Source organism: Desulfoferrobacter suflitae (genome assembly GCF_022603395.1).
Taxonomy (GTDB): Bacteria; Desulfobacterota; Syntrophobacteria; order Syntrophobacterales; family Syntrophobacteraceae; genus Desulfoferrobacter; species Desulfoferrobacter suflitae.
Genome location: NZ_JAIBKA010000005.1, coordinates 90,156 through 104,194, shown reverse-complemented (window position 1 = coordinate 104,194; position 14,039 = coordinate 90,156). Strand labels below are relative to the sequence as shown.

Annotated in this window: 11 protein-coding genes and 1 tRNA gene; 6 read left to right on the top strand and 6 right to left on the bottom strand. The window is 51.6% G+C overall.

All coding sequences use genetic code 11. From position 1 onward, the window contains the following. Positions 1 to 383: 383 nt before the first annotated feature. Positions 384 to 800 (bottom strand): 6-carboxytetrahydropterin synthase QueD, encoded by a 417-nt coding sequence (gene queD / locus K1V27_RS10210; RefSeq protein WP_258929892.1) that lies wholly within the window; start codon positions 798 to 800, stop codon positions 384 to 386. A 372-nt stretch (positions 801 to 1,172) separates the two neighbouring features. Further along, positions 1,173 to 2,456, bottom strand: coding sequence for an ISNCY family transposase (locus K1V27_RS10205; RefSeq protein ID WP_435051665.1), 1,284 nt, complete (start codon positions 2,454 to 2,456; stop codon positions 1,173 to 1,175). Between the two features lie 272 nt (positions 2,457 to 2,728). On the opposite strand from K1V27_RS10205, the gene K1V27_RS10200 reads away from it, so the two are divergent. Beyond that, positions 2,729 to 2,805 (top strand) — tRNA-Met (locus K1V27_RS10200). Positions 2,806 to 2,975: 170 nt separating this feature from the next. Next, a complete protein-coding gene (locus K1V27_RS10195; protein WP_258929890.1) occupies positions 2,976 to 3,260 on the top strand; it encodes an integration host factor subunit alpha in 285 nt (94 codons plus the stop codon). A 110-nt stretch (positions 3,261 to 3,370) separates the two neighbouring features. Here the strand turns inward: K1V27_RS10195 and dnaA are convergent, their stop codons facing one another. Further along, on the bottom strand, positions 3,371 to 4,729 hold the full coding sequence (gene dnaA / locus K1V27_RS10190; RefSeq protein WP_258929889.1) for a chromosomal replication initiator protein DnaA: 1,359 nt from the start codon (positions 4,727 to 4,729) through the stop codon (positions 3,371 to 3,373). A 750-nt stretch (positions 4,730 to 5,479) separates the two neighbouring features. Between dnaA and K1V27_RS10185 the strand changes: the two genes are divergently transcribed. The 3 genes from K1V27_RS10185 to K1V27_RS10175 are packed head-to-tail and all read left to right on the top strand — an operon-like array spanning position 5,480 to position 7,514. Then, positions 5,480 to 5,992: an HD domain-containing protein gene (locus K1V27_RS10185; RefSeq protein WP_258929888.1), complete on the top strand. Its 513-nt coding sequence runs from the start codon at positions 5,480 to 5,482 to the stop codon at positions 5,990 to 5,992. Positions 5,993 to 6,009: 17 nt separating this feature from the next. After that, positions 6,010 to 6,945 (top strand): D-alanine--D-alanine ligase family protein, encoded by a 936-nt coding sequence (locus K1V27_RS10180; RefSeq protein WP_258929887.1) that lies wholly within the window; start codon positions 6,010 to 6,012, stop codon positions 6,943 to 6,945. Positions 6,946 to 7,004: 59 nt separating this feature from the next. Next, positions 7,005 to 7,514 carry a hypothetical protein gene (locus tag K1V27_RS10175; RefSeq protein WP_258929886.1) on the top strand — a complete coding sequence of 170 codons (510 nt, stop codon included), beginning with the start codon at positions 7,005 to 7,007 and terminating at the stop codon, positions 7,512 to 7,514. A gap of 245 nt (positions 7,515 to 7,759) precedes the next feature. Here the strand turns inward: K1V27_RS10175 and epsC are convergent, their stop codons facing one another. From epsC to nifU, 3 genes are read right to left on the bottom strand one after another with little or no spacing between them, the layout of a single operon-like run. Beyond that, positions 7,760 to 8,704, bottom strand: coding sequence for a serine O-acetyltransferase EpsC (gene epsC / locus K1V27_RS10170; RefSeq protein WP_258929885.1), 945 nt, complete (start codon positions 8,702 to 8,704; stop codon positions 7,760 to 7,762). Between the two features lie 12 nt (positions 8,705 to 8,716). Next, a complete protein-coding gene (gene nifS, locus K1V27_RS10165) occupies positions 8,717 to 9,892 on the bottom strand; it encodes a cysteine desulfurase NifS (RefSeq protein ID WP_258929884.1) in 1,176 nt (391 codons plus the stop codon). Then, on the bottom strand, positions 9,889 to 10,719 hold the full coding sequence (gene nifU / locus K1V27_RS10160) for a Fe-S cluster assembly protein NifU (RefSeq protein WP_258929883.1): 831 nt from the start codon (positions 10,717 to 10,719) through the stop codon (positions 9,889 to 9,891). The genes nifS and nifU overlap by 4 nt, the downstream gene beginning before the upstream one ends. A 384-nt stretch (positions 10,720 to 11,103) precedes the next feature. On the opposite strand from nifU, the gene K1V27_RS10155 reads away from it, so the two are divergent. Then, positions 11,104 to 13,986, top strand: coding sequence for a hybrid sensor histidine kinase/response regulator (locus K1V27_RS10155; RefSeq protein WP_258929882.1), 2,883 nt, complete (start codon positions 11,104 to 11,106; stop codon positions 13,984 to 13,986). The last annotated feature ends 53 nt before the right edge of the window (positions 13,987 to 14,039 follow it).

The window sequence follows — 14,039 nt, the reverse complement described above, 5'->3', positions numbered from 1 at the left end:
ATATGTTCCTCGCCGGAGGGTGTTTGGCTGGTTGCTGCCGGCGAAGATAAAGAGGGGGTCGATGTTTGCTGTGAACCGGGTGGGGGGGGATGTTCGCTTGGGGCAGAGAGTTGGCTTGCGACGGGCGCAGTTGCCCCTGCTGTAGGTGAAGGAGTCTGGGAGTGTGCCGTGGAACGGCCGGCCACACTGGTTGCACTATCCTCGGTCGTTGCTTGCCCCGGCGTCAACTCATGCCGTTGCAGTGCCCAGCCGGAGTTGCCGTAGGCCGTTATAAGAACAGCCGAAAAAAACACACAAAGGCACTTAAGGCTACTCATTACAAACGAATTCCTCCGCAAGCTCTCCGCCCTCACGCTACGCAATTTCATTGTTCTCACTCCTTTTCAGGCCCGGTTGGTTTCCGCCCGGAAGCCATCATCATACATAAAGGTGGCGCACGCATCATTGGATTCCCAGGCGGTCACCCTGTGCACCCATAGATTGTTGCCCGCGATCTTTTCCGCCAAACGCTCAAACAGAAAGCGGGCGATATTTTCCGAAGATGGATTGTGATCCTTAAAAAAAGGCAAATCGTTCAGGTAACTGTGATCCAGTTCGGCAAGCAGGTCGCGAGTGGTCTGTTTCACTTCGGCAAAATCTACCAGAATGCCGCTCTCGTTAAGGCGTCGTCCACGCAGCACCACTTCGATGTTCCAGTTGTGGCCGTGCAGGTTTTCACATTTGCCGCGGAAGTTCCGCAAATTGTGAGCGGCGGCAAAATCACTGATAATCATGACTTCATACAATGGCTGATTGGTCAAAGCGATTTCTCCTCAGGACAATATCGTGTTGCCGGGTTGTTGTTTCCGGTTGATCACATGTGGGTATAAACGAATTTGGTTTCCACGCCAGCATTTCCAGGGTTTGTCTAACCACCTCAAAAAACAGAAAAAATTCTCTCAGCGGTCAACAACATTTAACTGAAACACTGTTTTTTGTCAATTGCAATCCCGGACTGGGCAGCAATTCTCATTTTGGGTTTTGTCGAGTTTTTCGCACTTGCTCCCAGGTGATGCGAGGGCAAAGATATAGCCTGCGTCTTCTGGTAAGACGTTTCCGAGTTCAATCTTGTCTGTAGTTCGTGTTGCGGGCGGGCAATATACGCTGAAGATGTCCTCTCTACAATCCATCGCTTATCCAGGTGCAGCGCGCGTAAGGCCCTTTAGCATAAAGTCCAGGAGGTGTTGCCAGCTATCAAAACAAATGTAGCGGGTCAAGGCCCGTAGGTCATCGAAGAATGTCTTGCGTGACGGTAGAATCTTTCGAAGCCGCTGGTAGTCTTGGTCGGTCCATTCCAAGACGGTATGGAACAAAAAGGCCAGCAGGTTGAAGGCGACCAGCAGTGAGGACAGGTGCTGCTTGCCGTGTCCGTAATTGTGTTCGAGATTGTAGCCTTTGGTCTTCAGCGTATTATTGTTCTCATTTTCTACTTTCCAGCGGCTGCGGCCACCGGCGACAAGGATCTCCACATTATGATCGGTAATCTTAAAATTGGTGGCAAAGGCATTTTTGTAGAGCACTTGACCGTCTTCTTTGGAAATGGTCAACTCCATCCAGTTGACTGTCAATGCATCTTCGGTGTCGCGCAGAGGCACGTCGTTGGCGTATTTATAGGTGTAGATCTCCCGCTGCTTCCCATTCCAACGGGTGATAACAAATTGGTTGAGGTCTCCATGCTGCTCCAGCAGTTCCACCCATCGATAAAGGCTTTTATGCGAATCGGGCTTGCACACAAACAAGAAGTTGAACCCCTTGGAGAGAACCAGCCGGCACATTGGTTGACGACAATAGAGGTCGTCGCCCAGAATAGTTACAGCAATTTTACGGAATTTATCGCCGTGCTTTTCCAGCCACCGCTTAGCGGCATTGGTTTCACAGTCCTGTTTGTCACTGCCATCTTGAGGGACAACGAATTCAGGAGCCAGGGAAATCGCCACGTTGTGGGCAGGGTTTACGATCACCGGTGTAATGGCACTATGATGATAGGTTACCGAACCATCTTTGCGCATAGTGGTTGAACAATTCGGGCAATGAATCTTCTTGGATGAAAAATGGTAGGTACCATCAAAGGCCATCGCCAAATTGTCCCGGTACCAGAGCATAGGCGAGAGCAGATTCTGCGTTTTAAGAGTTTCGAACACATTGTCAAAGACCTGCGAAAGATATGATGGAGCAACTGGGTCAAGCATGTCTCGGATGTGGTTATCGGAAGGAATTTGTTGGATACCAAAAATAGTTTGAGTATTGTCTCTACCGGTGCGTTGGCGCATTGCTTTTTGATGTGCGAGGAATGAAGGATTCTGAGTGTAGAACACGGAAAACGCGGCCATACCAATGTCTTGCATGCTATAGGTGGTATTGTTGCCGGTTCGCTGATCCGGGAAGTGATCAATGGCGGCTCGCAGAAAGCTCAACAACGTCTCCAATTTAACCGGTTTATTGGACATCTCCCCTCCAGTCCTGCTGCAAATTGTTATGGGCCTAAAAACAGTCCAAATAACAATTGCATACACGACTATGGGCGTGCTGTCCAGGACAAAATCTTCAAAATGAGAATTGCTGCGGACTGGGGGAGCGTACGGCGGATTCCGTCCCCCCTGAGTTGTTTGGACGGCAGTGAGAGAGGACCAATCTTGCACCTTTTGGGTTGACTATGAAGAAGTTTTACTATAGATTTCCCTGTGCTTTTGGCGGTGTAGCTCAGTAGGTCAGAGCATGCGGCTCATATCCGCAGTGTCCGGGGTTCAAGTCCCTGCACCGCCACCATTAAGATTTAGTGAGGGGTTCCTTATTCGCTTGGAGCCCCTATTTTTTTGTTGAAAAACAGTAAATTATCCTTTAATTAGGCTATAAGGTCGATGTCACTCCAACAATTGGCCGGTGACAGGTCGCCTGACTTTCGCCTCTGGGTAATGCCGACAAAAAGGAGAGCTTGCATGACTTTGACGAAGGCGCATATTGTAGAGAATCTGTTTGCCAAAAACATCTTCACCAAGACCGAGTCTGCCCATATCATCGAGACACTTTTTGAGATAGTCAAACAATCCCTGGAGCAGGGTGAAGACGTTTTGATCAGTGGATTTGGTAAATTCAGTGTTAAAGACAAGAATCAAAGACGCGGTCGTAATCCGCAAACGGGCGACCCGATCATGCTCTCCCCGCGCAAGGTGATCACCTTCAAATGTTCTGGTGTGCTGCGCGAAAAGATCAATCAGGAATAGCCTGGATGGAGGGTTTTACCGTTAAGTTGATTGGGCTCGGAGCCCGGTAAAGGGCGAGATGGGTGAAGGATTCTGTGCTGCTGACCGAAACAATCCATGTGAACGATTCTTTATCGGCTGGAAAGACAGCTGGTTTCCAGACGGCGACTGAGATATTCCACTTGACGCTTTAGTTTGCTGTTTTTCTCGACCATTTCCTTATTCAATCCGTTGACCGCATATACTACCGAACTGTGGCTTCGTTTAAACGACTTGCCGATAGTCGCCAGGGATTCTGAGGTGTATTGGCGGCACAGATACATGGCCACCTTGCGTGCCAGGGCCAGCTGTTTTCTGCGGGAAGCCGACTGCAGGTCGGCAACGGAGACCTGGTAGCTTTCGCATACCACCTTTTGCACGTGATCAATGGTAATTTTGGGCAGCCGATCCAACAGGGTTTGCGTGATGTCCCGGGCAACGTTGAGGGATATCGGCACTCCCATGATATTGGTCTTGGCGACCAACCCCACAAGGCAGCTTTCCAGCTGCCGAACGTCGCTGGTGATCCTGTCCGCCAGAAACTCGACAACATCCATGGGAACCTTGACATTTTCGATTTGCGCTTTGCGTTTGATAATCTCCATGCGCGTCTGGAAATCGGGACGCTCGATGGGAGCCAGCATCAAGCCCCCCAGTCGAGATTTCAATTCACTGTTGATCTTGGGAATGTCTTTGGGATAGGAGCTGCCTGTGCACAATACTTTCTTGCCCCGGTCCAGAAGCTCATCCAAAGTATAAATCAATTCATTCTGAATCTTTTCCTTCCCGCTCAGGAATTCAATGCGCTCCAGAAGTAAGATGTCGCATCCGGAACGAAATTTATTCTTGAAGGCGTCAATTTTGTCATTCCTGAGGGCATAGATCATTTCATTGGCAAATTGCTCGGTCGTTAAATACTGCACGCGTAGATCCGGCTTTTGACTGAGCAAGTGGTTGCCGATGGCGTGCGATAGATGACTCTTCCCAAGCCCGGTCTCGGAAAGCAGGTAGACCGACTGATCAAAAAACTGCTGTCCATTGGCCATGGCCATGGAGGCGGCATAGGCAAACTGGTTGCATTGCCCGACGACAAACTGATCAAAGGTAAATTTCGGATTAAATTTTGGCCCCGGGCGACGGATCAGATCACTGAAGCTCATCTGAAGTGGAACATCGAGCTCTTGATTCTCCACTGTGACTTTCAGATCATCGGCCGATGCAATTTGGTATTCCAGTTTCTTGACCTGCGGAAAATATTGGCGGGAAACGCTCAGCAACCTGGGTTGGAGCTTTTCGCGCAGCCACTCGATGTGAAATCGATTGCGGCAGGCCAAAATGAGACGGTCCTCCTTCTGGTCGATAAAATCCACTGTGGATACCCAAAGATCGTACTGCCCTTTCGAAAGGCTCTTCTTTAACTCACTTTTAATGTGCTGCCATTCTTCACACATAGCACGACCCCTCCCGCAAATTCAAACGCGGCCAGCTCATAAGACCCTTACCTCTGCCAACCCACACCCAACGGATCAGCGATTAGCGCCAGCAGGAGCCCCATACCATCAATAGCAATGACCAAAGGAACTCGAACTTACTGATTTAAAAAAGAAAAAGATTGACATTGAGGTGATTTGAACATCTTTCAGCCCCCTTGTTGGTGGGCACATTTCTAATTCACTGCTCCCCAAACCGTCAAAACTGATCTGCCGTAGTTTGAGCGAGAAAGGCCCATTCCATTACGATCTGGAAATCTATCAGCATGAATTGATGTTAGCATCTGAGCAAAGGTAACATATTGACAACAAAGTGATTATGCAGAATAGATTGTTTCTCTAATATTTCAATGAGTTGCTCATTATCAAGTGAGTGCTTCTCTGAAGTGAGCCAGGTCGATCTCTGTTTATCTCGACTTTTCATAAAAATTCACTCTTGACCAGACCATTAAGACGATCGGCCCCATCAACCGTGTCCGATGGAACCTCCCATGTGGCTGCAAACAGGACTGATAGATTTCCCCGTCAGCCAAATCCCGGCGTACGCCGTATCTCTCCGATGAATCCGCGGGTGACCAAGACACAACCAGGCTTACAAATTTCTCTAAAATGATATATTAGGAAAACACCGACAATCACCTCAAAGGATTCGCTCAGATTATGGCCATTCCGACACGCAGCGAGTGTTTCAGATTGATGAGGAAAACGCAGATGCCGCCACACATCCAAAGACACAGTCTGTTGGTGGCGGAAATTGCCCTCTACTTGGCAGAGCTCCTGAAGCAAAACGGCGCGAGATTGAACTCTGCATTGGTAGAGGCCGGTGCCCTCTTGCACGATATTGCAAAGTCTCGCAGCTTGTCCACCGGGGTGCGGCATGAAAACATGGGCGCACAGCTACTCCACGAATGGGGTTACTTAGCGCTTGCGGCAATCGTTCAAGATCATGTAAATCTTGATCTCATTAGGCTGAACGGACCGATTACCGAATCTTTACTGGTCAATTATGCAGATAAGCGCGTGAAGCATGATCAGGTGGTTTCCCTGGAAGAGCGGTTTTATGATCTTATCGACCGCTACGCAAAGACTTCTCGACAGGAGCAACGGTTGCTGCAAAAGCTGCAACTGTATGCCATTCTGGAACGCAAGATCTTTGGGCGATTGACCATGGAACCGTATGACCTGGAACGTCTGCAGCTTCACTCACAGCAAAGGGTACTCTGAGGAGGAGGGAGAACAGCATGCACTCGAGTAAACTAAAGGTTGCCTTGCTCGCCGGTGGCAAGTCTGCCGAACGGGAAGTATCATTGAAGAGCGGGGAGCAGGTCTATCTGGCGTTGGACAAGGAACGCTATGAGGTTCTGCGCTATGATCCCAGGGACGACCTGGCGCGACTGGCCCGTGAGGCCGACCGGATTGACGTGGCCTTGATCATTCTCCACGGACGTCTGGGTGAGGATGGCACCGTGCAGGGATTTCTGGATCTGCTCGGCATACCTTATCAGGGCAGTGGAGTTCTTGGAAGCGCGGTGGCCATGAACAAAATTCTCAGCAAGCAGCTCTATGTGCAGGCGGGGCTGCCGGTTGCCCCCTTCGCCGTCATGGATCGACGTGGTTCTCGAGACAGCCGCGCCGTTGTGAAAGAGTTGGGGTTGCCGCTGGTGGTCAAGCCGGAACATGAGGGTTCCAGCATTGGTCTCAGCATCGTGCACGATGCGGCGGACCTGGCCCAGGCCCTTGAAGTTGCCTGGCAATACGATCGCCTGTGCCTCCTGGAAAAGTATCTGGATGGTGTGGAAATTACCGGTGCCGTGCTGGGCAATGATGCGTTGGCGGCCCTGCCATTGATTGAAATCGTTCCCGGTAAAGAGTACGAATTCTTTGACTACAAAGCGAAATATCTGCCTGGGGCTACCCAGGAGATTTGTCCCGCCCGCATCACACCCGAGCTCGCGGCAAAAGCGCAGGCATACGCCAAGCAAGCACATCAGACTTTATATTGCCGCGGCTACAGTCGCACTGATATGATCGTTTCAGGCAATGACATTTTCGTACTGGAAACCAACACAATCCCCGGCATGACTGAGACCAGCCTTTTTCCACAAGCGGCCGCCGCTGCCGGTATTTCGTTTTCCAGTTTGTTGGACCGCCTGATTGAATTGGCTCTGGAAAAATGATCTCGGGCCAAGCCAGGTGTTATGTTTAACAGAATGACATCCAGTTTAGGAGCTATCACATGGCAGATACCGTTTCCAAGATATCCGGTGTAGGTCGGATGTCCAATGGCATTCAGCGGGCATTGAGAGCGAATGGTTTATATTCCGAGATCTGTGCGGAGAACGGCTTGAAGGTTGTCGCCTGGTACACATTTGAAGCGTGGAAGGAATACGTTGACGGAAAAATCGATGAATCGCAACTCAACAGCAAGGCCAAGGTGGAGCTCGAGGAACTCTCAAGAACCTTTGGAAAGTATGTGGTCGCAGACAAAGACGACGAGCAGAAAAACCTGCGGGAAAAGAAAGAAAAACTCGATCGAGCCAGGCAGGCCAATCGAATTTACCGCAAGGTGTGTGCCGAAGCAGGGGTGCAAGTCTCTTTTTTCCAGGATTTCAGCAGCTGGAGTGATTTTGTGGAGGGCAAAATCAGCGAAGCCGATTTTTATCAAAGGGCACGCAAGGAAGTAGAAAAGGTGCTGGCCAAGAATAAAAGGGAATGCGAATCAGCCCACCGTCCCTCTATGGCTTGACCACGCGGCCGGGCGGAACCTAGCCGGCACGGACCTCGATCGATGGCAACCTTTCAGTGGGGTGCTGACATCGGGTGGCGGGATTCCACTAATGCCCGATGTCAGCACCCTTTTACGAAAAAATAGAAATAGGTGAAAACCCTCTGAAACTATAAAGCCATGCGAGCCGAACTTTTTCAATCCGTAAAACTACGCATTTTCATATAGGCAAAAGTACCTATACAGTCGGCAGCATGCGCCGGGTATCACTTGTACACCAACTCCGGCTTCTTCGACAGCACCCGAGTGTCCGGCGGGACCGATGCGGTAATCCAGACATTGCCGCCGATGACGGATCGGGCGCCAATAACCGTATCGCCTCCCAGGACTGTAGCCCCGGAATAGATGATCACATCATCTTCAATGGTGGGATGACGTCTCTTGTGCCTCAGGCGTTCGCCGGCATCTTTGGGAAGGGACAGTGCGCCGAGTGTCACTCCCTGGTAGATCCTCACCCGGTTGCCGATGCGCGTGGTCTCGCCGATCACTACGCCGGTGCCGTGATCGATAAAAAAACTGTCCCCTATTTGCGCTCCGGGATGGATGTCGATGCCGGTCGAACTGTGGGCGAACTCGGACATGATCCGTGGAAGAAGAGGGACACTGCGGATGTGCAGTTGGTGAGCAATACGGTAAACGGTTATGGCAAAGAGGCCGGGATAGCTGAAAATAATTTCATCGTAGCTCTTGGCTGCCGGATCGCCTTCAAAGCCGGCCCGCACATCTTTGGCCAGAGCCGCGCGCATTGCCGGTAATTCCTGCAGGAATTCGATGGCCAGCGCCTGGCCGCGTTCTTCGCATTGAACGCAAGGCTGGTTGTGTCTCATGCAATCATGCCGGATGGCCAGGGTGATCTGTTCGGACAGGGTTTCGAACAGAGACGTCACTTCCTGACCGAGGTAAAAGCTCAGGTTCACCTGATCCAGGCGGTTGCGGATGAAATAGCCCGGATACAAAATGAGGCAGACTCTGTGGATGACGTCTATGACGAACTCGCGCGAGGGGATCGGTTCCGGACCTACGTGGTCAAAACACTGCCCATCACCGCAGGATCGAACCAGTTGATCAACGATCCGGGGAAGCTCTTCGCGGTACTTGCGTCGAGTGGTCATTTCCGTCTTGCATTGGTCCCGCTGAGATGTTGCATTCATAATCATAAATCCTCACGAGCAGACCATTTTGTCTACATTCCAGTAGGGTGAAAGCCCGCGCAGCTTTTCGATTACACCGGGCACCTTATCCAGCACAAAATCGATTTCATCCTCCGTATTGTAGATGCTCAAGCTGAATCGGATGGAACCGTGCGCCATGGTAAAGGGCACGCCCATGGCCCGCAAAACATGCGACGGCTGAAGAGAACCCGAGGTGCAGGCCGAACCCGAAGAGGCACAGATGTGAAACTCATCGAGCAGCAACAATATGGCCTCTCCTTCCACAAATTCAAAGCTGATACTGGTGGTGTTGGGAAGTCTCCAGCTGCGGTCTCCATTCACCCGGCTGTTGGGTATGCTTTTTAACAATCCGTTCTCCAGCTTATCACGCAGCTGTTTGACTTTGGTATTCTCCGGCTGCATGTTTTGCGCGGCAAGTTCGCACGCCTTGCCCAGTCCGACGATCCCGGACGTGTTTTCCGTACCGCCGCGCCTTCCCTTTTCCTGGTGACCGCCAATCAAGAACGGCGAAAATTTTGTTCCTTTTCGGACATACAGGGCGCCCACCCCTTTGGCGGCATGCAGCTTGTGTCCTGAAAGGGAGAGCATGTCTATGGAGGTCTTGCCCATGTTGATGGGAATCTTGCCAACCGCCTGGACCGCGTCGGTGTGAAAGAGAATTCCCCTATTCTCGGCGATTTCAGCCGCCTCCTCGACGGGAAAGAGCACCCCGGTCTCGTTATTCGCCCACATGAGACTGACAATGGCGGTATCCGGAGTCAGGCTCACACGATATCGGTCCATATCCAAGCGTCCCAAATTGTCAACCGGAATCTCAGTTACCCGATAACCCTGGACTGCCAAATGGGATACCAGGGATCTCACCGCCGGGTGTTCCACCCTGCTGGTCACAATATGACGCTTGTCGGGGTAGGCATGCAGTGCGGACCGAATGGCCGCGTTATCGCTCTCCGTTCCGCAACTGGTAAAAATGATCTCATCTGCCGACGCCCCGATGAGGGCGGCCACCTGTTCTCGTGCCTGCCGCAGGGAGCGGCCCACCTGACCGCCAAATGAGTGCATGCTGGAAGGGTTGCCGTAAAGCTGTGAAAAGTATGGCAACATGGCTTCAAGCACCGGGGGAGCGACCTGGGTCGTGGCGTTGTTGTCCAAATATATGGTTTTCACTGGGCCACCTCCTCAACCACCAGTTCGGGCGTCACTAATTCCCTGAGTTTCATTTCCACGAAATTCTTGATGGTCTGCTGGGATGCCTGGCACGTGGCGCAAGCGCCGCGTGTGGCAACCAACACTCGATTGCCCTCCACATCGATCAATTCGATGTCTCCCCCGTCCTGCCTGAGTGAAGGTCTGATCTCCCGTTCGAGGGTTTCTTCAATCATCCTGATTTTCTGGATATTGGTCAATCTCCCTTTGGCGGTGGGTTTGATTTCCGACTTGCTGCGGATCTGGTCGATGATCTGCTGGATGGCATCGTGGCAGTTGCCGCAGCCACCGCCCGCCTTGGTGAAATTGGTGACTTCTTCAATGCTGCTGAGATTGTTTTCTCTGACTGCCTTTTCAATCTCCTTCTCGGTGACCCCAAAACACTCGCAAACAATCTTCCCTTCAACCGCTTCCCCGGATACACCTCGGTAGTTTGCAATAGCCCGGTCAAGAGCCTGCCTGCCCATAACCGAGCAGTGCATCTTTTCCGGCGGGAGCCCGCCAAGGTAGTCGACAATGTCCTGATTGGTGATCTTTTCGGCTTCCTCGAGCGACTTGCCCTTGAGCATTTCCGTCAGAGCCGAGGCGGTGGCAATGGCACTGGCGCAACCAAACGTTTTGAATTTGGCTTCCTTGATCCGCCCGTTTTCGTCCAATTTAAAAGCCAATTTGAGTGCATCGCCACAGGCGATCGACCCCTCTTCGCCCACACCGTCGGCATCGTCAATTTCGCCTACATTCCTTGGATTGAGAAAATGATCTTTCAGTTTTTCTGTATATTCCCACATCTGATTCCACTCCTTACGCCTATATTCGCCGAAATCTCGCGCGCTTTGCTCACGCGTCATCTCATTGCAGTGCCTATAATTTAATACATCTCCCGGCAAATACTACAGCCTGCCTGAATTTGCTCCGATCCAGCTGCACCTCATTGACCTCGCCCGCCTGGCCGTAATAATATCGATTTTGCGTTTGCATTTGGCTGGTGATCTGTCGATTCTAGTGCGGCCGCGCACGTTACAGCTAGGAGCGGGTTGAGACGAGCACATCCTTTGTTTTTCTTATCAGGTTTCCACTTCTTACGCGGGGTTTCCGAAGTGAAAATGAAAAACCGCACAGCTCCACGCCTTTCCTGGATGAGGACCTCCCAAATAACCAGGAGAAATCGTTAGATGAAACTCAGGACCATAGTCTTTGTTCTCACTTTGCTTTCCTTTCTCTCGTTGGCCTCGGCAGCATACTTTCATTACTCCGCCATTTACCGATCTTTGCAGCTGGATGCCCTCAAGGATGTCGAATCCCAGGCCAACAGCCTGAAACGCCTGGTTGCGGCGTTCTTGACCAGGCACCAGAGAGCGGTGGAAGCTCTTTCCCGTATAGAGCAATCCCGCGTGCTCCTGGAACATGCCGATGCAAACGCTCTGGAAAGGGCCAACCGAGCCTTGGATGAATTTCAAACCTCGTTCCAGGTGAGCGTCTGTTACCTGATGGATATTCATGGAATTACAATCGCTTCTTCCAACCGGCACGATGCTGACAGCTTTGTGGGGCAAAGCTATGCTTTCCGCCCTTACTTTCAGGATGCCATAGTTGGTTTTCCATCCATTTACATGGCTCTGGGAGTCACTTCAAAACGGCGTGGTATTTATTACAGCCATCCCGTCTATACAAACAGAGGTGACAACCTCATCGGTGCGGCTGTCATCAAAGCTTCCATAGAGTCACTCGAAGAACAGTTCAGCGAGATCCATAAAGGCATCGTGCTGCTGACCAGCCACCACGGATTGATCTTCGCGTCAAGTCGCAAGGACTGGCTCTATCACAGGCTTTGGAATGTAACCGTTGAGGATGCCGCGGCCGCCGTTGAAGCGCGACAATTTGGCGAGGGACCCCACCAGTGGGTTGGTTTTCGACGGACGGGAGATGCCGGTGCGGCAGACAGTTCGGGAAAAGAATACCTCCTCTATGAAATGGACATCGCCGGTTATCCGGGCTGGAAGGTTGTCTATCTGCTCAACGTTGACGCCCTTTCAAGCAGCGCTCTGCAAGCGTTTAAGAATAGCAGCGTTGCTCTCATAGCGATTTTGTGCGCCTTGGTTTCAGCGGCCGTTTTTTACTTTTACCGGTTGGCAAGCCGAGATATTCATCGGCGCAAGACTGCCGAAGATGCCTTGCGTGAGAGTGAAAGCAGGCTGAGATCCATAGTCGAACACAGCAGTAACCTGTTCTATGCGTACACAACCGATCATGTGCTGACCTACGTGAGCCCACAAACGCGAGCGTTCCTTGACTGCGAGCCGGAAGAGGCGCTGGTCGGTTGGAACAAGTTGCTAACGAATCATCCCGTCAACGCCGAAGGCTATAGAATCAGTCAGAAATCCATCGCCACGGGAGAACGTCAGCCTCCCTATCCGCTGCAGTTGATCGGCAAGAAGGGACGTATCATCTGGGTCGAAGTGAATGAGAGCCCCATAGTGGAAAACGGACGGACTCTTGCCGTAGTCGGTGCTTTGAGCGACATAACCGAACGTAAATCGGCACTGGACGCTCTTCAGGAAAGTGAGGAAAGGTTCCGCAACATGGTGGAGCTCTCTCCCTTTCCCATCGCCATCCTGGAACCCGATGGGCGCTATAGTTTCTTGAACAAGAAATTCATTGAAGTGTTTGGATACACGTTGAACGATATTCCCACCGGTCGGGATTGGATGCGAAAAGCGTTTCCGGACTCCGCCTACCGCAGGGAGATAATCGGCCTCTGGCTGTCGGACCTGTATAAATTCGACAAGTTTCGGGTGCGGCGGCGGGAGGCAACGGTGCGATGCAAGGATGGCTCCCTGCGCGACATCGTGTTCCGACCTGTAACCATCGCCGATGGCAAACAGTTCATTACCTATGAGGACGTGACTGATCGCAACAAAGCCGCCAGAGAACAGCTGAAAATGGATAAATTGGAGTCGCTGGGTATTCTCGCAGGTGGAATTGCTCATGATTTTAACAATTTTTTAACAGGCATCGTGGGTAACATTTCGCTCGCCAAAGAGATCGCTATAGACCATCATCAAGTCGCCACCAAGCTGAAACAGGCGGAAAAGGCGGCCTTGAGAGCGAAGGAACTCACTCAGCAATTACTCACCTTTTCCAGAGGTGGCGCGCCCATCAAGCAGAAAACTTCCCTGAAAGAGCTCATCATCGATTCATGCGAATTCATTTTGCGAGGTTCCAAATCGTTGTGCAATTTTGATATCGCTGACGATTTATGGTCGGTCGAGATAGACAGCGGTCAAATCAGCCAGGCCATCAGTAATATCGTCATCAATGCGGATCAGGCCATGAAGGATGGTGGTGTCATCGAGGTGAGAGCGGAAAATTGCAGGGTGAAGGCCGACAGTGGACTAACCGTTGAGCCGGGTCGTTACGTCAAGATCACCATCCGTGATCAGGGCATCGGAATCAGTAGCGAGCATTTGCCGAAGATCTTTGATCCTTACTTTTCGACCAAGGAAAAAGGCAATGGCCTGGGGTTGACCACCGTTCATTCAATTGTCGCCAAGCACGGTGGCTGTGTTTGTGCCGAATCGGCTCCGGCAGTCGGTACTACCCTGGCGGTTTTTCTACCGGCTCTGCCTGAGGTGAGCGTCGCGGCGCAAGATTCATGCGGGCCGGAGCCATTCATGGGCGAGGGGAAAATTCTTCTGATGGATGACGAGGAAACCATCAGAATGGTTGCCGGAGAAATGCTCACCTACCTGGGATATGAAGTGGAATACGCAACAAAGGGGGAGGAAGCAATTGCCATGTACCAGCAATCGCGAGATGCCGGACAAGTGTATGATGCGGTAATCATGGATTTGACCATCCCGGGAGGCATGGGCGGCAAAGAAACCATGCGGGTGCTGCGGACAATAGATCCTGCGGTTAAGGGGATAGCCTCGAGCGGCTATTCAAATGATCCGGTAATGGCCAATTTCCGCGACTACGGCTTCCTGGCAGTGTTGACCAAGCCTTATCGGACCGAAGAGATGCGCAAGGCCCTGCAAAGTTTGGCCAGGTCCTGATCTGAGCAACCCGCCGGAAAGCAACCGCTCGGTTTTTTCCCAATGTTCCCGCC